This is a genomic window from Achromobacter sp. (assembly GCF_057314935.1).
In genome coordinates this window covers 110,891-132,064 of the sequence record NZ_DBHKZA010000001.1, presented here as the reverse complement: position 1 = coordinate 132,064, position 21,174 = coordinate 110,891, and the positions used below count along the sequence as shown (strand labels likewise).

The following is a 21,174-nucleotide window of genomic DNA, read 5'->3' as shown; positions in this document are numbered from 1 at the left end:
CCATGGCGCGTTTCTTTATTGATCGCCCCGTTTTCGCGTGGGTGATCTCGCTGCTGATCATGCTGGTCGGCATCCTGTCGATCCGCGCGCTGCCGGTCGCGCAGTATCCGGACATCGCCCCGCCCGTGGTCAACATCGGCGCAAGCTACCCGGGCGCCTCGGCACAGGTGGTCGAAGAGGCCGTCACCGCCATCATCGAACGCGAGATGAATGGCGCGCCCGGCCTGATGTACACGTCGTCCACCAGCGACTCCACGGGTTGGGCCAGCATCAACCTGACCTTCAAGCAAGGCACCAACCCGGACATCGCCGCCGTGGAAGTGCAGAATCGCCTGAAGGCGGTTGAGCCGCGTCTGCCTGAATCCGTGCGGCGCGACGGCGTGCGCGTGGAAAAGGCGGCCGACAACATCCAGCTGGTGGTGTCCTTGAAGTCCGACGGACGCCTGGACGACATCCAGCTGGGCGAGCTGGCGGCCTCCAACGTGCTGCAGGCGTTGCGCCGCGTGGAAGGCGTGGGCAAGGTGCAGTCCTTCGGCGCGGAAGCGGCGATGCGCATCTGGCCCGATCCAGCCAAGTTGACGGCCATGTCGCTGACGCCCGGCGACATCGCACGCGCCCTGCGCGACCATAACGCGCGCGTCACCATCGGCGAACTGGGCAACCAGGCCGTGCCGAAGGACGCGCCGCTGAACGCCAGCATCGTGGCGGGCGAATCCCTGCACACGCCCGAGCAGTTCGCCAACATCCCGCTGCGCACGCAGCCGGGCGGGGCCACGCTGCGCTTGAAGGACGTGGCGCGGGTGGAACTGGGCGGCACCGACTACATGTACCTGTCGCGCGTGAATGGCATGACGGGCACCGGGCTGGGCATCAAGCTGGCCCCGGGCTCCAACGCCGTGGACACCACGCGCCGCATCCGCGCCACCATGGACGAGCTGGCGCAGTATTTCCCGCCCGGGGTCACCTATGACCTGCCCTACGAGACCTCGACCTTTGTCGAAATCTCGATCCAGAAGGTGCTGCTGACCCTGCTGGAAGCGGTGGCGCTGGTGTTCTGCGTGATGTACCTGTTCATGCAGAACTTCCGCGCCACGCTCATCCCGACGCTGGTAGTGCCGGTGGCGCTGCTGGGCACGCTGGGCGTGATGCTGTGGCTGGGCTTTTCCATCAACGTGCTGACCATGTTCGGCATGGTGCTGGCCATCGGCATCCTGGTGGACGACGCGATCGTGGTGGTCGAAAACGTGGAACGCATCATGGCCGAGGAAGGCCTGTCGGCCCACGACGCCACCGTGCGCGCCATGCGCCAGATCAGCGGCGCGATCATGGGCATCACCGTCGTGCTGGTGTCGGTGTTCGTGCCAATGGCGTTCTTTGACGGCGCGGTGGGCAACATCTACCGCCAGTTCGCGGTGACGCTGGCGGTGTCGATCGCGTTTTCCGCGTTTCTGGCGCTGTCGCTGACGCCGGCGCTCTGCGCCACCCTGCTCAAGCCCGTGCCAGCCGGCCACCATGACAAGCGCGGTTTCTTCGGGTGGTTCAATCGCGCCTTCGCCCGCCTGACCGAGCGCTACACCGCCCGCGTGGCGGGCGTGCTGGCCCGGCCGGTGCGCTTCGGACTGGCCTATCTGGCCGTCATCGCGGCGGTGGCGTTCCTGTTCATGCGCCTGCCCTCCTCGTTCCTGCCCGACGAAGACCAGGGCAGCTTCATGGCCATGGTCATCCTGCCGCAAGGCACGCCGCAAAGCGACACGATGGCGCTGGTGAAGGAAGTGGAACGCTACATGCTGGACAACGAGCCGGTCGAGTTCGTTTATTCGGTCAATGGCTTCAGCCTGTACGGCAGCGGCCCGAACTCGGCCATGTTCTTCGTGACGCTGAAGGACTGGAAGGAACGGCGCGACGCCAGCCAGCATGTGGACGCCGTGGTCGAGCGCATCAACGAGGCCTTTGCCGAGCGCAAGAACGCAATGGTGCAAGCGCTGAATTCACCTCCCCTGCCGGACCTGGGCTCCACCTCGGGCTTCGATTTCCGGCTGCAGGACCGCGCGGGCCTGGGCTATCAAGCCTTGACCCAGGCGCGCCAGCAATTGCTGGCTGCCGCGGCCAAGCATCCGGCGTTGACGGAAGTGGTGTTCGCGGGCCAGGAAGAGGCGCCGCAACTGCAGCTGAACATCGACCGCGACAAGGCCCAGGCCATGGGCGTGGCCGTGGAAGAGATCAACACGGCACTGGCCGTGATGTACGGGTCGGACTATATCGGCGACTTCATGCACAACGGCCAGGTACGGCGCGTGACGGTGCAGGCGGACGGCAAGAGCCGCGTCGACGTGGACGACGTGTCGCGCCTGCACGTGCGCAACGTGCAGGGCCAGATGGTGCCGCTGTCCGCGTTCACCACGCTGAAATGGACGATGGGCCCGCCGCAGCTCAGCCGCTACAACGGCTTTCCCACGTTCACGATCAACGGGTCGGCGGCCAAGGGGCACAGCAGCGGCGAAGCGATGCGCGCCATGGAGGAACTGGCTGCCGAATTGCCGCGCGGCATCGGTTTCGACTGGTCCGGCCAATCTTACGAGGAACGGCTGTCGGGCAACCAGGCGGCCGCGCTGTTCGCCTTGTCGGTGCTGATCGTGTTCCTGGCGCTGGCCGCGCTGTATGAAAGCTGGACCATTCCGCTGGCGGTGATCCTCGTCGTGCCGCTGGGCGTGATCGGCGCCGTGCTGGGCGTGACGCTGCGCGGCATGCCTAACGACATCTACTTCAAGGTGGGCCTCATCGCCACCATCGGTTTGTCGGCCAAGAACGCGATCCTGATCGTGGAGGTGGCCAAGGACCTGGTGCGCGACGGCCAGGGCCTGGTGTCGGCCACGCTGGAGGCCGCGCGGCTGCGGCTGCGGCCCATCGTGATGACCTCGCTGGCCTTCGGCGTGGGCGTGCTGCCGCTGGCCCTGGCCACGGGCGCGGCTTCCGGCGCGCAGGCGGCGATCGGCACCGGCGTGCTGGGCGGGATCCTGACGGCCACCGTACTGGCCATTTTCCTGGTGCCGCTGTTTTTCCTGATCGTGGGCCGCCTGTTCGGCGGGCGCGCCCGCCCTGCGCGTCAAACCGACCGCGACCCTGTGGAGACCACGCCATGAAAGCCATGGCCATGACCTTATTGGCGGCAGCGCTGACGGGCTGCTCGCTGACGCCCGTGCATGAACGCCCCGCGGCCCCCATCCCCGCGGCTTATGACACGCCCGCGCAAGACGGGCAGGCGGAAATGCCCCAGGACTGGCGCGTGTACTTCAACGACCCGGCGTTGCAGGCCTGGATCGACGCCGCGTTGCAGAACAACCGCAACCTGCGCGTGGCGGCATTGCGCATCCAGGAGGCGCGCGCGCTATATGGCGTGCAGGACGCCGACCGCTTGCCCAGCCTGGACGGGCGCGGCGAATTCAGCCGGGGCCGCAGCGTGGAACCCGGACAGGGCCCGCTGCCGGTGGCGAACCGCTATCGCGCGGCCGTCGGCATCACAGCCTTCGAGCTGGACTTCTTCGGCCGCGTGAAAAGCCTGAGCGACGCGGCGCTGGAGCGCTACCTGGCCAGCGAAGAAGCACACCGCGCCGCAACCTTGTCGCTGGTGGCGGAAACCGCGACGGCGGTCTTCAACCAGCGCTCGCTGGCCGAGCAGCTACGGCTGACCGAGAGCACGCTGGCGCTGCGCGAGGCCACGCTGAAGATCACCCAGCGCCGATACGACGCCGGGCTGGAAACCGCGATCGGGCTGCGCACCGCGCAGATGCTGGTGGAGTCGTCGCGCGCCACGCATGCCGAACTCAGCCGGGAATACCGGCAAGCCGTGCATGCGCTGGGCCTGTTGGCGGGCGACTTCTCGCTGCCGGCGGGAACCGAAGCCGTCTTGCTGGAAAGCCAGAGCCTGACGCCACTGGCAGCCGGCTTGCCGTCGACGCTGCTGACGCGCCGGCCCGACCTGCGCCAGGCCGAGAACACGCTGCGCGCCGCCAATGCGGACATCGGCGCCGCGCGGGCAGCCTTCTTCCCGTCGGTGCAGCTGACGACCGATATCGGCAGCACGGCCGGCAGCTTTTCGGACCTGTTCGGATCCGGCACGGGCAATTGGGTGTTCGCGCCCACGCTCACGCTGCCCATCTTCAACGCAGGCCGCAACCGCGCCAACCTGTCGCTGGCCGAAACCCGCAAGGACATCGCCGTGGCCCAGTACGAAGGCAGCATCCAGCTGGCCTTCCGCGAGGTGGCCGACGCCCTGTCCGCGCGCGACACCTTGCGCGAGCAGATCGACGCCCAGCGCAAGGTGCGCGACGCCGACCGCGACCGCCAGCGGCTGGCCGAACGACGCTACGACCGCGGCGTGGCGGGTTATCTGGAAATGCTGGAAGCGCAGCGCAGCCTTTTCGAATCCGAGCAGGAATACATCCGGCTGCAGCAGCGCCGGCTGGTCAACGCGGTGGACTTGTACAAGGCGCTGGGCGGGTGGGAAACGCCGGCGGATAAGGGCTCGTAGGATGGGTTGCGCGCGACCGTCCGTCACGGCCGCGTGCTGACGCGGTACGCGCAGCGCCTTGCGCCAGCCAGGATGTGTTCCTCGCGATCGACCGTCACGCCCGCGCCCAGCACGTTGCGGAACAATTCGAGTTCGCTACGGCAAAAGCCCATACAGGCCTTGGCCGCCGAGCAGATCGGACAGTGGTTTTCGATGAAAAGGTAGTCCGCGCCGTCCTGGCGCAGTTCGGCCATATAGCCTTCGGACGAACGCACCTGCACCAGACGCTCCAGCCGGGCGGCCAGGTCCTTGGCGCCCAGCATGGCCTGGTGGTAGCTGTTCAGCATGGCGGCCTCGCGCACCTGGATCAGCTTTTCCACGCCCTCGTCGCCAAACACCTGGCGCACCGCGCCGATCATCTGCACGGTCATTTCGGCATGCGTGTCGGGAAAGCGGCCGTGGCCGGCTTGTGTCAGATACCAGATCTGGGTAGGCCGGCCACGCCCGGCGCTATGGCTTTCGGAATCGACCAGTCCATCTGCGTGCAACCGCGTCATCTGCTGGCGCACTGCTTCGGCCGTCACGTCCATGGCCTTGGCGATGACCGCGATGGACTGCGGGCCACGCGTCTTCAAGGTCATGAGCACGCGGTCCGCCGGTTGATGCGGCGTCCAGGTGACGGGTTGGGACAGGTTGTCAGACATGGCGATAACGGAACTCCAGTTTTTTTCCTATGGTGCCACGAACCGGGGCGCAGGTCAGCCGGCGGCAGGCGACGGCTTGGATCCATCCCCTGCCGATCCCTCGCTTGCCGCCGTTTCCGGCCCCGCCTCCCAGCCGCCGCCCAGCGCCTTGTACAGCGCGATCAGGCGGGTATAGGACTCCGTTTCCGCGACGGCCACGGCGTCCTGGGCGCGCAAAAGCGTACGCTGCGCATCCAGCACCGTCAAATACGGGGCGCTGCCCTCGCGGTAGCGCAATTGCGCCAGATCGGCCGCCCGGCTGCTGTGCATCGCCGCCTGCGCCAGGTTGCCCAGGCGCTGCTGCGTCTGGCCGAATTCCGTCAGCGCCGCCTCCAGCTCTTCCACGGCCCGCAACACGGTCTGCTCATAGCGTGCCACTTCGCCCTCGGAGCGGGCCACGGCGCCCCGCTTTCTTGCCAACGCCGTCGGCAGGTGGAACGCCGGCCAGTTCACACCCGATGCCACGCTGAACGCGCGGCTGGATGATGACCCGAAATCGGCCCCGCGCAACGCCACGAATCCCAGGAAGCCGCCCAGGTCGAACCGGGGATAGAGCTCGGCGGTGGCCACCCCCACGTCCGCATTGGCGGCCGCCATGTTTCGTTCGGCCGCCAGGATGTCGGGACGGCGCGACAGCAAGGCGCCCACGTCGCCGATCGGCAAGCGGGCGGTCAACGGCGCAAGTGGCTGGCCGGCATCCAGCTCGCCCAATTCGACGGGACGCAGCCCGGCCAGCACCGCGATGCGGTAAAGCGCCAGCCGCCTGGCCGCTTCCTGCACGGGCACGCTAGCCTGCACGGTTTCCAGTTCGGCCCGCGCGCTGGCCAGATCGCCTTCGTCGCCGCGGCCGGCAGACACCATCGCCTGCGTCACGCGCAGGCTGTCGCGCTGGCTGTCCAGATTGGCGCGCGCCACGGTCAGCCGCTGTTCGGCGCCGCGCAGCTCGAAGTAATTACGCGCGACCTCCGCTGCCACCACGATTCGCGCCTGCGCCAGGTCCGCCGCCTGTGCCTCGCTGCGCGCCGCCGCCCCTTCGGCCGTTCGGCGCAGACGGCCGAACAGGTCCAATTCCCAGGTGGCGTCGAACCCGGCTCGGTAACTTTGGGCCAGATTGCGCTGTCCGGCGGCGCCTGCGTTGGCTTGCGACAGGCTGCGCTCGTAGCGGCCATCCAGCGTCACCGCAGGCAACTGGTCCAGTTCTTTTTCATCCAGCACGGCGCGCGACTCGGCCAGGCGCGCCTGGGCAATACGGATGTCGTGGTTGCGGGACAGGGCCAGGGCGATCAGCCGGTCCAGTTGCGGGTCTTGCAACTGCTTCCACCAGTCGCGCTGCAGCCGGTCCGTGGAAAACAGCGCCTGCTCCGGGCTCGCCAGGGCCACGGGTGCGGCCTGCGGTTTCTGGTAATCGGGCCCGACCGCGCAACCCGCGGTGGCCAGGGCCGCCAGCAACACGGCGAGGCCGCGGCGCAGGCGTTGGGAATGAAGGGAATGGGTCATGATCGGTTCCTTAATGCTGCGGGGCGGCCACCGCGGCGTCCGCCGCCTGCGCCGCCGCCAGTTCGCGGGCGCGCGGCGTGTCGTTGGCCGCGCGGTGGTCGCGCGCGAAGACGGTGTAGACGGTGGGCAGCACGAACAGCGTGAACAGCGTGCCCACCAGCAGGCCCACCACGATGACGAGACCCAGGCTGTAGCGGCTATGCGCGCCCGCGCCAGAGGCGAACAGCAGCGGGATCAGCCCCATCACCATCGCCGCCGTCGTCATCAGGATGGGACGCAGGCGGATGCGGGCGGCCTGCTCCATCGCGGTGCGCCGGTCCAGCCCATGGCTGACCTGCATCTCGTTGGCGAACTCCACCATTAGGATGCCGTGCTTGCTGATCAGGCCGATCAGCGTCACCAGGCCGATCTGCGTATAGATATTGACGGTGGCCATGCCCAGCGCCAGCGGAATCAGGGCACCGCAGATCGACATGGGCACGCTGACCAGGATGATGAACGGGTCGCGCAGGCTTTCGTATTGCGCGGCCAGCACCAGGTAGATGACGATGATGGCGAAAATGAACGTGATCATCAGCGCCGAGCCTTCCTGGCTGAACTGGCGCGCATCCGACTGCCAGTCGTAGCTGAAGCCGGCGGGCAACTGCTGCGCCTGCTGCGTCAGGAACCGCACCGCGTCGCCCATCGTGACGCCCGGCATCGGGATGGCCTGGAAGGTCGCGGCGTTCAACTGGTTGAACTGCGTCAACGAATTGGGTTCCACCCCCATGGATACCGACACCAGGTTGGACAGCGGCACCTGCGCGCCGCTGGCGCTCTTGACGTGGAACTGCGCCAGCGACGCGGGCGAGATGCGCTGTTCGCGCAGGCTTTGCGGGATCACGTCATAGGACCTGCCGTCCATGCCGAAGCGGTTGACGTAGTTTTCGCCCACCAGCACGGCCAGCGTATCGCCGATAGCCTTCATGGTGACGCCCAGGCTGTTGGCCTTGGCGCGGTCCACCTTCAGCTGCACCACCGGGTTGTTGTAGTCCAGGTCGCTGTCCACCACCATGAACAGGCCGCTTTCGCGCGCCGCCTTTTTCAGACTTTCCATGGCCTCATACACGACCGGGTAATCAGCCGCGCTCATCAGCACCATCTGCACGGGCAGCCCGCCGGTGGAACCCGGCAGGGACGGCAACTGGAAGGCGAAGATATTGCTGCCTTCGACCTGATTGACCATCGACTGCATGTCGGCCTGGATCTCGTCGGCCGAGCGCTTGCGGTCCTTCCAGTCGACGAAGTCGACGCCACCGATGCTGTTGGACACGCCGTCCGAGCCGTTGATCAGCCAGCGCCCTTTCTGTTCCGGCAACGTCTTCATGACGTCGTCCCACTTCTTGCCGAACTTCTCGACATAGTCGATGTTGGCCTGCTGCGGCGACTTGATCGCCGTCAGCACGGTCGACTGGTCTTCCACGGGCGCCAGCTCGCGCTGCGCCGCGTTGTACAGGAACGGCAGGCTGATGAGCACCGCCACCGCGATCAGCCCCGTCACCCAGCGGTGGTGCAGCGACACGTCCAGCACGCGGCCGTAGGCGTCGCCCAGCCGCCCGAAGAAGCGCTCGGCGCGCTGCGCCATCCAGCCTTCCGACACGTGGCTGTTCAAGAGGAAAGAACTCATCACCGGCGACAGCGTCAGCGCGATCACGCCCGATACGACCACGGCGCCCGCCAGTGTGAAGGCGAATTCCTTGAAGAGCGATCCGGTCAGCCCGCCCATCAGCCCGATGGGCGCGTAGACGGCCGCCAGGGTGATCGTCATGGCGATCACCGGCCCCGCCACTTCACGCGCGCCGATCAGCGCCGCCCGCACGGGCGACTTGCCTTCTTCGATATGGCGGTGCACGTTTTCCACCACGACGATGGCATCGTCCACCACCAGACCGATGGCCAGCACCATCGCCAGCAGGGTCAACAAATTCACGCTAAAGCCGAACAGCGCCATGATGGCCGCCCCGCCCAGCATGGACAGCGGGATCGTGATGACCGGAATCAGCACGGCGCGCAGCGACCCCAGGCACAGGAAGATCACCACCACCACGATGGCGACGGCTTCCAACAATGTCTGCATCACGCCATCGATGGACGCGCTGATGAAGCGGGCCAGCTCGAACGGCACCTGCACGCTGGTGCCCGGCGGCAGGTTCTGCTTGATGTTGGGCACGAGCTCGTTCAAGCGCTTGACGATGACGAGCGGGTTGCCGACCGGCGTGGCGTTCAGGCCGAAGTACACGGCCGGTTCGCCATCCATCAGGCCGCTGGAATCGGTGGATGCCGCGCCCAGTTCCACGGTTGCAACGTCGCCCAGGCGCACGATGGCGTCGCCGTCGCGCTTGACCACCAGATCGCGGAATTCCGCCACATTCACGAGATCGGTGTTGACCTGGATGTTGGACACCACATACAGCCCCTTGGCCTGCCCCGGCGCCGCCTGCACGTTGTTGTCGCGCAGCGCCTGGGCCAATTCGCCCGCGGAGATGCCGCGTGCGGCCATCCGATTGGGGTCCAGCCAGACCCGCATGGCCAGCTTCTGGCCGCCATAGAGCTCGACGCTAGCCACGCCGTCGATCGACGACAGCTGCGGCTGCACGACCCGCGACAGGTAATCGGTCAATGCCGCCAGCGACAGCGTGGTGCTGGAGAAGCCCACATAGGCGACGGCGGTCGCCTCGCCCGCGGACTTGACCAGCACGGGGTCATAGACGTCTTGCGGCAGGCGGTACTTGACCTCGTTGACCTTGGCCATGACCTCGGTCATGGCTTTGTTGGAGTCGGCGTTCAGTTTCATCCGCACCGTGATGACGCTGCGGCCCTGCGTGGACGAAGACGACAGGTAGTCGATGCCTTCCACCGTAGCTACCGACTGCGCGATGGGCTGCGTGACAAAGCCCTGCATCAGGTCGGGGGACGCGCCCGGATACTGGGTGGTGATGGTGATGGTGGTGCTTTCGGTCAACGGGTACTGCCGCACCGGCAGGCCGCTCAGCGCCTTGATGCCCAGCAGCAGGATCAGCGTGCTGACCACCAGGGCCAGCACGGGCCGGCGCACGAAGAGGTCGGTGAATTTCATGGTTGCCTCCCGCCGCGTTAACGGGCTTGCGCCACGGTTTGCCGGACGCCATCCAGCGCCACCGTGTCGGTCGGGATGACCTCGACCGCCGCGCCGTTATGCAGGCGCAACTGGCCAGACGTCACGACCTGGTCGCCGGCGTCCAAACCTTCCGTCACGACGACCCGCCCGCGCACGCGCTCCGCCGTCTTCACATAGGCTTGCCGCACGGTGGGGGCCGCCCCCTGCTGGTCTGCTGCCGGCGGGGTCAGGACGTAGACGGAATCGCCATAGGCGCTATAGCTGACCGCGGTTTCGGGCACGGTGATCACATCGGGGCGATCAGGCAGACCGATGCGGCCGTGGGCGAACATGCCGGCCGCCAGCGCGCCATCGGCGTTCGGCAGGGTCGCCTGCACGCGCACGGTGCGCGAACCCGCGTCGACCTGAGGCTCCAGCGTCGTGACCTGCCCCGGGAACTCGCGGCCCGCATGGGCGTCGACCGTGACGGTCACGGATTGGCCGGTGCGCAATGCGCCCAGCGCCTGCTCGGGCAAGGTGATGTTGGCGTACAGCGTGGTCGCGTCGGTCAGCGACACCAGCGGGTCGCCCGCTTTGGCGAACTGGCCCAGGTTGACGCGGCGCACGCCCAGCACGCCGTCGAACGGCGCCTTGACGCGTTTTTGCTCGATCAACGCCTGCACCCGCCTGATGTCGGCGGCGGCCTGCTCATAGTCCGCCTGCGCCTGGTCCAGCTGTTCCCGCGTGGCGGCCTGCTGCGGCAGCAGGCGGCGCGTGCGTTCCAGCAAGGTCCGCGCATTGCGCGCCTGGGCTTGCAGACGCGCCAATTCGCCCTGCTCGGGCGCATCATTCATCTGCACCAGCAACTGTCCGGCCTGGACGCGCTGGCCGGCCGTGAACAGGATCTGCGTGACGCGGCCGTCCACCTCAGCCGGCACCTGGACCTGGCGTGTCGCTTCCAGGGACCCGATGCCCGTCAACGCCACGGGGAAGTCCGCCCGCACGGCGGGCGCCACCGCCACTTTGGCCGGCGGCATCGCCCACCCCCCCTTTTGCGACGTTCCGCTGAATTTCCACACCAGTCCGCCCCCCACCACCACCGCCAGCACGACGACGCCGGCCGCCCATGCCCCTGATTTCGCCTTCATGATTCACTCTCTATTTATCCAAGACAATACTTTGATAATCCGCCATTACGACGATTCCGTCAAAGTGGCGAAAGCAATCCCCGGGATAGGAGCAGGCTATGGACGAAAAAAAGCCGCCGGGAAAACCCGGCGGCATTGCGGGGCGCGCGCGGCGGCGCCGCTAGGTCCGTACCATGTGCAGGTAATGGCGATGGCGCTCGTACTGGTCCAGGATGTCGCCGATGACGGCGTCCCGGCTCCAGCCCATGATGTCGTAGTCCTGCCCGCCTTCGCGCAGGTGCACTTCCGCGCGGAAGTACTTGCGCTCTTCCTCGTCGGCCGCCTCTTCCGGCGTCAGGCTGGGACGGACGAACGCCTCGGGGCGCACCGCGTACCAGAAGTCCAGATGGTCGCCATGGGACACCTCCAGGGTCACGCCGCCTTCGCTCTCGTCCTCGCGCACAGCCACCGCATAGCCCTGGCGGCGCAATTCGTCGGCCACATCCTCCAGCGCCGGCCGCACCACGTCGCTGATGAATCGCAGCACGTGGGCGCGGCGCGGCATCATGACCATGTTGCGCAGGCGCCGTTCCCAAGATTGGCCGCCGCGCGCCGGCCGCGACAGGGTCAGGGACTGGTAGCGGATGCCGCGCTTGGTCGCGTCCAGTCTCAGCGCCTTGAACAGCCCCCACAAAGACAGCAGCAGGATGACGGAGAACGGCAGCGCGCTTGCGATGGTGGCGGTCTGCAACGCGGTCAGGCCGTCGGCCAGCAATAGCGCGATGGCGACGGCCCCCATCGACAGCGACCAGAAGATGCGCTGCCATACGGGCGTGCGGTCCGCCCCGCCGGATGCCAGCAAGTCCACCACCAGCGCACCCGAGTCCGCGGACGTGACGAAGAACACCGCCACCATCGCGATGGCGAACACGGATATCACGTTGCTCCAGGGCAGCTGCTCCAGGAATGCGAACAGCGCCAGTGAACTGTCGGCCTCGACGGTTTCGGCAAACCCCTTCACGCCGTCGACCAGGATGAAGTGGATGGCGGTGTCGCCGAACACCGTCATCCAGAACAAGGTGAAGCCGGCCGGCACCAGCAGCACGCCGCAAACGAATTCGCGGATGGTGCGCCCGCGCGAAATGCGCGCGATGAACAGCCCCACGAACGGCGACCACGCGATCCACCAGCCCCAATAAAAGAGCGTCCAGCCGCCGATCCAGTCGGAAGGATCGTAGGCGTACAGGTTGAAGGTCTTGTTGACGATGTCCGACAGGTAGGCGCCGGTGTTCTGCACAAAGGTCTGGAACAGGAACACCGTGGGGCCGACGATCAGCACGAACAGCAGCAGGATCACCGCCAGCACCATGTTGGCTTCGGACAGGATCCGGATGCCCTTGTCCAGCCCGCTGGCGACCGACAGCGTGGCCAGGCCGCACGTGATGACGATGAGGATGATCTGCGTGGTCACGCCCACGGGAACGCCGAACAGATGGTTCAACCCGCTGTTCATCTGCGCCACGCCCAGGCCCAGCGACGTCGCCACCCCCAGCACCGTGCCGATGATGGCGAAGATGTCGACCGCATGGCCGATCGGCCCGTGGATGCGGTTGCCGATCAGCGGGTACAGCGCGGACCGCAAGGTCAGCGGCAGGCCATGCCGGAAAGAGAAGAACGCCAGCGTCAGCGCCACCACGGCGTAGATCGCCCACGCGTGGAGCCCCCAATGGAAGAAGGTGATCTTCATGGCTTCGCGGGCGGCGGCGGCGTTGCCGCCCTCGCCGACCGGCGGCGACATGAAATGCATGACGGGTTCGGCCACGCCGAAGAACATCAGGCCGATGCCCATGCCGGCCGAGAACAGCATCGCGAACCACGTGAAATTGCGGTAATCCGGTTCACTGTGGTCGGGGCCCAGCTTGATGTCGCCGTAACGGCTGACCGCCAGGAATGTGACCGACAGCAAGATGATGGCCACTACCAGGATGTAGAACCAGCTGGCATTGCCGAGGATCCAGCCCTGCACCGCTTCGAACAGGTTCTGCGCGGTCTTCGGAGCCGCGATGGCAAAGCCCACGAGCAGCAGGGTGAACAGCGCGGCCGAGAAAAAGACCGGTTTGTTGATCGTGGAGGATGGTCGGGTTTCTGAAGTCATGCTGCCGCTCCTTTCGCCCGAGGGTTGGAAAAACCGACGCGGACCCCCTCAGTCTGGCCGCGCGCCGCAGGTATTACTATCACGCCCAGCGTACGGCTGACAATCTGAAATAACGGAGACAAGCGCATGATCGATCATCTGGACCATCTCGTCTTGACCTGCACCGACCCCGAGGCCACGGTGGATTTCTACACCCGCATCCTGGGGATGCGCCTGGAGACTTTCGGCGCAGGCCGCCAGGCGTTGCGCTTCGGCAACCAGAAAATCAACCTGCACGTGCGCGGCCACGAGGTCGAGCCAAAAGCGCATTTGCCCGTGCCGGGCGCGCTGGACCTGTGCTTCATCGCCGACCGGCCCCTGGACGAGGTGATCGTCCGCTTGAACGAGGCCGGCGCCACGATCATCGAAGGCCCGGTGGCGCGCACCGGCGCCACCGGCAAGATTCGCTCGGTGTACCTGCGCGACCCGGACCTGAACCTGATCGAGATATCGGAACTGGAAGGCTGAATAGCCCCCACGCCGCGCCGACTTGGCGTGGCTTATTGCCCCTCGGGCGGGGGGTCGCCGAAGACCACGCGGCGGAAGAATCCCGCCAGCACGGCCTCGGTCATTTCCAGCGGGACGCCCTGCGGATCGAAGGCATAGCTGAACTGCATGCCGTCCGACAGGGCGAGCAGCCCGATGGCCAGTTGCTCTGCCGGCAGCGGCAGCGGCGTGCCCACGTGGGCGGAAAACTGGCGGACGTATTCCGTGGTGGCGGCGCGCAGTTCGCGCAGGCAGTCCGTGAAGCCCACCCGGAACTCCGGGTCGCGCGCGGCTTGCAGCTTGCCTTCCATCCAGAGCAGGAAACAGTCGTTTTCGCGGTGGTGCGTGCTGTAGTACTCCAGCACGCGCGCCTCCATCTGCGGGCGCGATTCGCCGTCCTCGAAGATGGCGCGCATGTCGGCCATCACCTTTTCATGGTCGCGCCGGAGCAATTGCAGGAACAGTTCGGACTTGCTGCCGAAATTGGAATAGAAGGCCCCGCGCGTGTACCCGGCCAGTTCGGCGATGTCCTCGACGCTGGCGGCCACGAAACCCTTGCTGAGGAAAACCGATTGCGCAGCGTCCAGCAGGCGCTGGCGCGTCTGGTCTCGGCTTTGCTCGCGGGTAAGGCGGATTTTTGACATGGCGCGAGTTTAGCATTGGCGCCCCTTTCAAATACAGTCTTGTATCCGAATACAGACTTGCATTAGAATCCATGCCGTATCGAGTCTGACTCGCCCCTCTTTTGCCCTTTTCCGCGCCGCGAGGTGTTTCGTGAATTGTCCTGGCCCCTGCGCGCACTCCGCCGCGCACGACCTTGCCGCCGCCGCGGCGCCGCCCCATTCATCCCCCCGCCGCTGGACGCGCCGGCTGGCTTTGCCCGCGGCCTTGGCGATGGCCGTGGCCCTGTCGGCCTGCGGCCGCAAGGAAGCGCCCGCCCCCGCGCCGCGGCCGGTGGTGGCCATGCCGGCCAAGGCCGACGAACGCCTGCCAGCCTGGACCTTGCCGGGCGAAGTGCAGGCGCGCTACAGCACCCCGCTGTCGTTCCGCGTGGGCGGCAAGATCATCGAACGCCAGGTCAGGCTGGGCGACACCGTCACCCCGGGCCAGATCGTGGCCAAGCTGGACCCCGCCGACGCGACCAAGAACGCAGCCGCCGCGAAAGCCCAGTTGTCGGCCGCCCAGCATCAGTTGGACTATGCGCGCCAGCAGCTGGACCGCGACCGCGCCCAGGCACGCGAAAACCTGATCGCCGCGAACCAGCTCGAGCAGACCCGCAACGCCTACGCTTCGGCGCTGGCGCAACGCGACCAGGCCGCGCAGCAAGCGGCGCTGTCGGCTGACCAGTTGAAGTACACCACCCTGCAGGCCGACCATGCGGGCGTCATTACCGCCGAACAGGCCGACACCGGCCAGAACGTGGCCGCCGGGACGCCCGTCTACCAATTGGCGTGGTCCGGCGACATCGACGCGATCTGCGACGTGCCCGAAAGCGTGTTGGCGGGACTTGCCGTCGGTCAACGCGCCAACGTCACGCTGGGCCCGCTGCCCGGCAAGACCTTTACCGCCGTCTTGCGCGAGATTGCGCCGGCCGCCGATCCGCAAAGCCGCACCTACCGCGTCAAGCTCACGCTGGAATCGCCCTCGCCGGACGTCCGGCTGGGCATGACCGCCAACATCAGCTTCGACAATCGGGGTTCAGACAACCAGGCGACCTACACGGTGCCGGCCACCGCGCTGTTCCATGACGGCAAGGCGCCCGCCGTCTGGGTCGTCAAGCCGCAAGAAGACACGCTGGAGCTGCGCCGCGTGCAGGTGCTGCGCTACGACGCCCGCACCGTCACGCTGGCAGGCGGCGTGAAGGCCGGCGAACGCCTGGTCTGGCAAGGCGTGCACACGGTATCCGCCGGCGAAAAAGTGCGCGCCGTGCCGCCGCTGCACCCCGAGGACTTCGCGTCATGAGCGCGCCGGACCGGGAACCCGGCCACAGCCACGAAGAAGGCAAGTTCAACCTGTCGGCCTGGGCGTTGCGCCACCAGCCGCTGGTGATCTTCATCATTACGCTGGTCACGCTGTTCGGCGTGTTGTCGTATTCCAAGCTGGCGCAGTCGGAAGATCCGCCCTTCACGTTCCGCGTCATGGTCATCAAGACCCTGTGGCCGGGCGCGACCGCGCAGCAGGTGCAGGAACAGGTCACCGACCGCATCGGCAAGAAGCTCCAGGAGACCCCCAACACGGATTTCCTGCGCAGCTACTCGCGCCCCGGCGAATCGCTGATCTTCTACACCATGAAGGACTCGGCGCCCGCCAGCACCGTGGCAGACCAGTGGTACCAGATCCGCAAGAAGGTCGGCGACATCCAGGCCACGCTGCCCCAAGGGGTGCAGGGCCCATTCTTCAACGACGAGTTCGGCGACGTCTACACCAACATCTACACATTGCAGGGCGACGGATTCTCGCCGGCGCAGCTGCATGACTATGCGGACAAGCTGCGCACGGTGCTGCTGCGCGTGCCCGGCGTGGCCAAGGTGGACTACTTCGCCGATCAGGCCGAACACGTCTACATCGAAATCTCCAACACGCAGCTGACCCGCCTGGGCGTGTCGCCACAGCAGATCGCCCAGGCGATCAATACGCAGAACGCGGTGGCCAGCGCCGGCACCCTGACGACGGCCGACGACCGCATTTTCGTGCGCCCCACCGGCCAGTTCGAGAACAGCCGCGCGCTGGCGGATACGCTGATCCGGGTGAACGGGAAATCCATCCGGCTGGGCGACATCGCCACGATCCACCGCGGCTACGACGATCCGCCCGTCGAACAGATGCGCGCAGGCGGCAACCCCGTGCTGGGCATCGGCATCACCATGCAGCCCGGGCAGGACGTGGTGCGCCTGGGCAAATCGCTGGGCGCGACCTTCGAAAAGCTGAAGGCCCAGCTGCCCGCAGGCCTGACGTTGACCGAGGTCTCCAGCATGCCGCAGGCGGTCTCGCATTCCGTCGACGACTTCCTGCGATCCGTGGCCGAAGCCGTCGCCATCGTGCTGATCGTCAGCCTGGTGTCGCTGGGCCTGCGCACGGGCATGGTGGTGGTGATTTCGATTCCGGTGGTGCTGGCGGTCACGGCCCTGTTCATGGACGTGTTCGGCATCGGGCTGCACAAGGTGTCGCTGGGCACGCTGGTGCTGGCGCTGGGCCTGCTGGTGGACGACGCCATCATCGCCGTGGAAATGATGTCGGTGAAGCTCGAGCAAGGATGGAGCCGCGCCCGCGCGGCGGCCTACGCCTACACCAGCACCGCCTTCCCCATGCTGACCGGCACGCTCGTCACCGTGGCGGGCTTTTTGCCCATCGCGCTGGCCAAGTCCAGCACCGGCGAGTACACCCGGTCGATCTTCCAGGTGTCGGCCATCGCGCTGATCACGTCCTGGTTCGCGGCCGTGGTGCTGATCCCGCTGCTGGGCTACCGGCTGCTGCCCGAGCGCAAGCGCGAAGCCCATCTGCCGCACGATCACGAACACGACATCTACAACACCCGCTTCTACCAGCGCCTGCGGGGCTGGGTGGCATGGTGCGTGGACCGCCGCTACTGGGTGCTGGCCGCCACCGTGCTGATCTTCGTCGTGTCGATGGCGGGGTTCAAACTCGTGCCGCAGCAGTTCTTCCCCAGCTCGGACCGCACCGAACTGCTGGTGGACATGCGCCTGCAGGAAGGCGCGTCGTTCGCCGCCACGCTGCGTCAGGTGGAGCGGCTGGAAAAGGCCTTGGACGGCCGGCCCGAGATCGACCATTCGGTCAGCTTCGTGGGTACCGGCGCGCCGCGCTTCTACCTGCCGCTGGACCAGCAACTGGCCACGCCCAACTTCGCCCAGCTGGTCATCACCGCGCACTCGGTGGAAGACCGCGAAAAACTGGCGCAGTGGCTGGCGCCGATGCTGCGCGAGGACTTCCCCGCCGTCCGCACCCGCCTGTCGCGCCTGGAGAACGGGCCGCCCGTCGGGTATCAGGTGCAGTTCCGCGTCAGCGGCGACAAGATCTCCGACGTGCGGGCCGTGGCCGAGAAGGTCGCCACCGAAGTCCGCGCCGACAACCGGTCGGTGAATGTGCAGTTCGACTGGGACGAGCCTTCCGAGCGCTCGGTGCGTTTCGAGATCGACCAGCAGAAGGCGCGCGAGCTGGGCATCAGTTCAAGCGACATTTCCGACTTCCTGGCGATGACCCTGTCGGGCTACAACGTGACGCAGTACCGCGAACGCGACAAGCTGATCACGGTCAGCCTGCGCGCGCCCCGGGACGAACGCGTCGACCCCGCCCGCCTGGCCACGCTGGCCATGCCCACGCCCAACGGCCCGGTGCCGCTCGGCAGCCTGGGACAGGTGCGCTACGACCTTGAGTACGGCGTCATCTGGGAACGCGACCGCCAGCCCACCATCACGGTGCAGGCGGACGTGACCAGCGGATCGCAGGGCATCGACGTCACGCAAGCCATCGACAAGAAGCTGGACGCCATCCGTGCGGAACTGCCGGTCGGCTACCGCATCGAAGTGGGCGGCCCGGTCGAGGAAAGCGCCAAGGGCCAGTCGTCGATCAACGCGCAGATGCCGCTGATGGCGGTGGCCGTGCTGACGCTCCTGATGGTGCAGCTGCAGAGCTTTGCACGGGTGCTGATGGTGGTGCTGACGGCGCCGCTGGGCCTGATCGGCGTGGTGGCGGCGCTGCTGCTGTTCGGCAAGCCCTTCGGTTTCGTCGCCATGCTGGGCGTGATCGCGATGTTCGGCATCATCATGCGCAACTCGGTGATCCTGGTGGACCAGATCGAGCAGGACATCCTGAACGGCCACAAGCGCGTGGACGCGATCGTCGGCGCCACCGCGCGGCGTTTCCGCCCCATCGTCTTGACGGCCGCAGCCGCCGTGCTGGCACTGATCCCGCTGTTGCGCAGCAACTTCTTCGGTCCGATGGCGACGGCGCTGATGGGCGGCATCACCAGCGCCACGGTGCTGACGCTGTTCTTCCTGCCCGCGCTGTATGCGGCCTGGTTCCGCGTGCGCCACGACGAACGCGACGAACCGGAAGGCGTGCCGCCCGGCGCCAACGCCGCCGATACGCTGTAACGAGGAATTTGACGATGAAGATCCTCCCCCTCCGGCTGGCCAAGGTGCCGCTCGCGCTGGCGCTGACCCTGGCGCTGGGCGCCTGCGCCTTCGCCCCGGACAGCAAGCCGCCCGCCGTGGCCTCGCCCGCGCAATACGGCGTGGAACCCGTGCCCCCTGCCGGCGCCGCCGCCCAGGGCGTGGCGCAAACCTTCGAGGCAGGCGCGCGTCCCGTGCCCGAATGGTGGAAGCGTTATGGCTCCAGCGCGCTGGATGCGCTGGTGCAGGAAGGCCTGGCCAACAGCCCCAACCTGGCCGCCGCGGAACGCAATCTGGCGGGTGCGCGCGAGCAACTGCGCGCGCAGGTCAATTCGTCGCTGCTGCCGTCCGTGGACGCAGGCGGGAACGCCAAACGCAACCGTGCGCTGACCATGCCCAACCTGCCCGAGCCCACGGCGCTCTACAACGTCTTCACCGGTCAGATCCAGGCCACCTACGATCTGGACCTGTTCGGTGCCGCGCGCTTCGCCAACGCCTCGCTGGCGGCGCAAGTCGAGCAGCAGGCATTCCAGCTGGAATCCGCGCGGCGCTCGCTGGCGGGCAACATCGTCACCGGCGCCATCACCTCCGCATCGCTTGCCGAGCGCGTGGCGCTGACCGAAAAGCAGGTGGTGCTGCTGCGCCAGGTGGCGCGCGATACGCAGCGCCGCTACGAATTGGGATCCGCCTCGCAGAACGATGCGCTGGACGCCGACCAGGACGCCGCCACGTTGGAGGCTTCGCTGCCCGGACTGCGGGCGCAGTGGCACGCCACGCGCCACGCGCTGGCCGTGCTGCTGGGCCGCAGCCCCGACCAGGCCCCGGACGATCTGGCATTCAGCACATTGGCGGTGCCGGCGCAGGTGCCGGTAGTGGTGCCGTCCGAACTGCTGGCGTCGCGCCCGGATGTGCTGGTCGCCGACGCAGTGGTGCAGGCCGCGGCGGCCGATGTGGGCGTGGCCACGGCGCAGCTGTTTCCCAGCCTGTCGCTGTCCGCGTCCATGGGTAAAGGCGGTTTCAGCTGGCCGTCCGCGCTGTCGGGCGCCGGGTCGATCTGGGCGATCGGCGCGTCGCTGACGCAGCCTATCTTCCACGGCGGCGCGCTGCTGGCCGAACGGCGCGCCGCGCAGGAGCGCTACCAGGCCGCCGTGCTGCAGTACAAACAGACCGTGCTGACCGCGTTCCAGGACGTGGCCGACACCTTGTCGCGCCTGGATGCCGACGGGCAGGCGCTGGCCTCGGCCGAAGCATCGCGGCGGGCGGCCGAGCAGTCCTACCGCAACACGGCCAGCCGCGTGCGGCTGGGCGCGCTGGCTCCCTATACGGAGTACGCGGCGGAACAGCATTACGTGGCGGCGCGGCTGCGCGAACTGGAATACGCGAATGCCCGTCTGACCGAAACCGCGGCACTGTTCCAGGCCATGGGCTCGCCCGCGCGGGCCCCGGAGACCGCCTCCCGGCAGCCCTGAAGCGACCGGACCCCGGCAGTCAGCAAACAGGCCCCTCGCGCTTACGCCGCAGGGGCCTGTTCTTTCATGCGCGCGGCCAACGCCAGCGATTCGATGCGGCGCGCGGCGGATTGCAGCAGCGCCGTCGTCTTGTCCTGCGCGATCGTGTTCAGCCGCGTCGCCAGGAACGTGACGGTCAGCGCGCCGAAGATGCGGCGGTCTTCCTGGAACACCGGCACCGCGATGCCCGCCCGCTCGGGCGATATTTCCCCCACCCCCAGGTAAGCGCCCTGCACGCGGATCGTGTCCAGCCGCGCCGTGAATTCACCCAAGGTATCGCCCAGGCCCAGCGCGCGGACCTCTTCCGCGTGCGCCTCGTACAGCTTGCGCTGGTCCTTGCGTGGCAGGAACGCCACGATGGTCTTGGCCGTGGCGCCGCGGAACAAGGGATGCGCGCGGCCGCGGCCATGGGCGATGCCCAGTTCATCGGGGCCGCGTTCGTGATGGATGTTCAGGATGCGCAAGCCGTGGATCACGCTGAGCAGCACGTCGCCCCCGACTTGATCGACCACCTCGCGCATGATCGGCCGCGCCACGGCCAGTACCGGGTCGCCATCGATGATCAGGTGGTCCAGTTCGATGATGCGCGGCCCCAGCTTGTAGCCGCCGCCCGTCATGCGCAGCAGATAGCCCAGGTCGGACAGATCGCGGATGTAGCGGTAGCCCGTGGGCGCCGAATACGCCAGGCGGGAAATGATGTCCTCGGCCGTGAGCACCGGAGTGTCTAGGCTGAAGAGGTCAAGAATGGCCAGGGCTCGCTTCAGGGTGGACATGGGGTCTGGGGGCAAGGAACAACGCGGGAAACGGGCGGAGCGTATCACAGCGCCCGGCCGCGCAGCACGGCGTCATGAAGGCAGGCTATCGCTTG

Annotated in this window: 13 protein-coding genes; 6 read left to right on the top strand and 7 right to left on the bottom strand. The window is 67.2% G+C overall.

The window, feature by feature from the left end:
- Positions 1 to 2: 2 nt before the first annotated feature.
- Together ACO6D5_RS00595 and oprZ are read left to right on the top strand one after the other, a co-directional pair.
- Positions 3 to 3,140: a multidrug efflux RND transporter permease subunit gene (locus tag ACO6D5_RS00595; protein ID WP_485824328.1), complete on the top strand. Its 3,138-nt coding sequence runs from the start codon at positions 3 to 5 to the stop codon at positions 3,138 to 3,140.
- Positions 3,137 to 4,528, top strand: a complete 1,392-nt coding sequence (oprZ, locus tag ACO6D5_RS00590) for a multidrug efflux RND transporter outer membrane subunit OprZ (RefSeq protein ID WP_485824327.1) — start codon at positions 3,137 to 3,139, stop codon at positions 4,526 to 4,528. Before ACO6D5_RS00595 ends, oprZ begins: the two co-directional genes overlap by 4 nt.
- Before the next feature lie 23 nt (positions 4,529 to 4,551).
- Here the strand turns inward: oprZ and ACO6D5_RS00585 are convergent, their stop codons facing one another.
- The 5 genes from ACO6D5_RS00585 to ACO6D5_RS00565 all read right to left on the bottom strand — a co-directional run bounded on the left by ACO6D5_RS00585 (position 4,552) and on the right by ACO6D5_RS00565 (position 13,144).
- Complete coding sequence (locus tag ACO6D5_RS00585; protein ID WP_485824326.1) at positions 4,552 to 5,211, bottom strand: helix-turn-helix transcriptional regulator; 660 nt, start codon at positions 5,209 to 5,211, stop codon at positions 4,552 to 4,554.
- 54 nt (positions 5,212 to 5,265) lie between these two features.
- Positions 5,266 to 6,747 carry an efflux transporter outer membrane subunit gene (locus ACO6D5_RS00580; protein WP_485824325.1) on the bottom strand — a complete coding sequence of 494 codons (1,482 nt, stop codon included), beginning with the start codon at positions 6,745 to 6,747 and terminating at the stop codon, positions 5,266 to 5,268.
- A 10-nt stretch (positions 6,748 to 6,757) separates the two neighbouring features.
- A complete protein-coding gene (locus ACO6D5_RS00575; protein ID WP_485824324.1) occupies positions 6,758 to 9,862 on the bottom strand; it encodes a MexW/MexI family multidrug efflux RND transporter permease subunit in 3,105 nt (1,034 codons plus the stop codon).
- Between the two features lie 17 nt (positions 9,863 to 9,879).
- Positions 9,880 to 11,010 carry an efflux RND transporter periplasmic adaptor subunit gene (locus ACO6D5_RS00570; protein WP_485824323.1) on the bottom strand — a complete coding sequence of 377 codons (1,131 nt, stop codon included), beginning with the start codon at positions 11,008 to 11,010 and terminating at the stop codon, positions 9,880 to 9,882.
- 160 nt (positions 11,011 to 11,170) lie between these two features.
- Positions 11,171 to 13,144: a choline BCCT transporter BetT gene (locus ACO6D5_RS00565; RefSeq protein ID WP_315526686.1), complete on the bottom strand. Its 1,974-nt coding sequence runs from the start codon at positions 13,142 to 13,144 to the stop codon at positions 11,171 to 11,173.
- Positions 13,145 to 13,270: 126 nt separating this feature from the next.
- Between ACO6D5_RS00565 and ACO6D5_RS00560 the strand changes: the two genes are divergently transcribed.
- Entirely contained in the window at positions 13,271 to 13,651 is a 381-nt protein-coding gene (locus tag ACO6D5_RS00560) for a VOC family protein (RefSeq protein ID WP_485824322.1), read from the top strand.
- Between the two features lie 32 nt (positions 13,652 to 13,683).
- Here ACO6D5_RS00560 and ACO6D5_RS00555 read toward each other — a convergent pair whose 3' ends face one another.
- Positions 13,684 to 14,313, bottom strand: coding sequence for a TetR family transcriptional regulator (locus ACO6D5_RS00555; RefSeq protein ID WP_315526684.1), 630 nt, complete (start codon positions 14,311 to 14,313; stop codon positions 13,684 to 13,686).
- 250 nt (positions 14,314 to 14,563) lie between these two features.
- On the opposite strand from ACO6D5_RS00555, the gene ACO6D5_RS00550 reads away from it, so the two are divergent.
- From ACO6D5_RS00550 to ACO6D5_RS00540, 3 genes are read left to right on the top strand one after another with little or no spacing between them, the layout of a single operon-like run.
- Positions 14,564 to 15,631, top strand: coding sequence for an efflux RND transporter periplasmic adaptor subunit (locus ACO6D5_RS00550; RefSeq protein WP_485824321.1), 1,068 nt, complete (start codon positions 14,564 to 14,566; stop codon positions 15,629 to 15,631).
- A complete protein-coding gene (locus ACO6D5_RS00545) occupies positions 15,628 to 18,780 on the top strand; it encodes an efflux RND transporter permease subunit (protein WP_485824320.1) in 3,153 nt (1,050 codons plus the stop codon). The genes ACO6D5_RS00550 and ACO6D5_RS00545 overlap by 4 nt, the downstream gene beginning before the upstream one ends.
- A 14-nt stretch (positions 18,781 to 18,794) precedes the next feature.
- Positions 18,795 to 20,267 (top strand): efflux transporter outer membrane subunit, encoded by a 1,473-nt coding sequence (locus tag ACO6D5_RS00540; protein WP_315526682.1) that lies wholly within the window; start codon positions 18,795 to 18,797, stop codon positions 20,265 to 20,267.
- A gap of 41 nt (positions 20,268 to 20,308) precedes the next feature.
- Here the strand turns inward: ACO6D5_RS00540 and ACO6D5_RS00535 are convergent, their stop codons facing one another.
- On the bottom strand, positions 20,309 to 21,079 hold the full coding sequence (locus ACO6D5_RS00535; RefSeq protein WP_315526681.1) for an IclR family transcriptional regulator domain-containing protein: 771 nt from the start codon (positions 21,077 to 21,079) through the stop codon (positions 20,309 to 20,311).
- Positions 21,080 to 21,174 lie beyond the last annotated feature (95 nt).

Excerpts from the sequence above, each read along its gene's own strand:
- ACO6D5_RS00595 (WP_485824328.1), top strand. The coding sequence starts at position 3 with ATGGCGCGTTTCTTTATTGATCGCCCCGTTTTCGCGTGGGTGATCTCG.
- oprZ (WP_485824327.1), top strand. The coding sequence starts at position 3,137 with ATGAAAGCCATGGCCATGACCTTATTGGCGGCAGCGCTGACGGGCTGC.
- ACO6D5_RS00585 (WP_485824326.1), bottom strand. The coding sequence starts at position 5,211 with ATGTCTGACAACCTGTCCCAACCCGTCACCTGGACGCCGCATCAACCG.
- ACO6D5_RS00580 (WP_485824325.1), bottom strand. The coding sequence starts at position 6,747 with ATGACCCATTCCCTTCATTCCCAACGCCTGCGCCGCGGCCTCGCCGTG.
- ACO6D5_RS00575 (WP_485824324.1), bottom strand. The coding sequence starts at position 9,862 with ATGAAATTCACCGACCTCTTCGTGCGCCGGCCCGTGCTGGCCCTGGTG.
- ACO6D5_RS00570 (WP_485824323.1), bottom strand. The coding sequence starts at position 11,010 with ATGAAGGCGAAATCAGGGGCATGGGCGGCCGGCGTCGTCGTGCTGGCG.
- ACO6D5_RS00565 (WP_315526686.1), bottom strand. The coding sequence starts at position 13,144 with ATGACTTCAGAAACCCGACCATCCTCCACGATCAACAAACCGGTCTTT.
- ACO6D5_RS00560 (WP_485824322.1), top strand. The coding sequence starts at position 13,271 with ATGATCGATCATCTGGACCATCTCGTCTTGACCTGCACCGACCCCGAG.
- ACO6D5_RS00555 (WP_315526684.1), bottom strand. The coding sequence starts at position 14,313 with ATGTCAAAAATCCGCCTTACCCGCGAGCAAAGCCGAGACCAGACGCGC.
- ACO6D5_RS00550 (WP_485824321.1), top strand. The coding sequence starts at position 14,564 with ATGGCCGTGGCCCTGTCGGCCTGCGGCCGCAAGGAAGCGCCCGCCCCC.
- ACO6D5_RS00545 (WP_485824320.1), top strand. The coding sequence starts at position 15,628 with ATGAGCGCGCCGGACCGGGAACCCGGCCACAGCCACGAAGAAGGCAAG.
- ACO6D5_RS00540 (WP_315526682.1), top strand. The coding sequence starts at position 18,795 with ATGAAGATCCTCCCCCTCCGGCTGGCCAAGGTGCCGCTCGCGCTGGCG.
- ACO6D5_RS00535 (WP_315526681.1), bottom strand. The coding sequence starts at position 21,079 with ATGTCCACCCTGAAGCGAGCCCTGGCCATTCTTGACCTCTTCAGCCTA.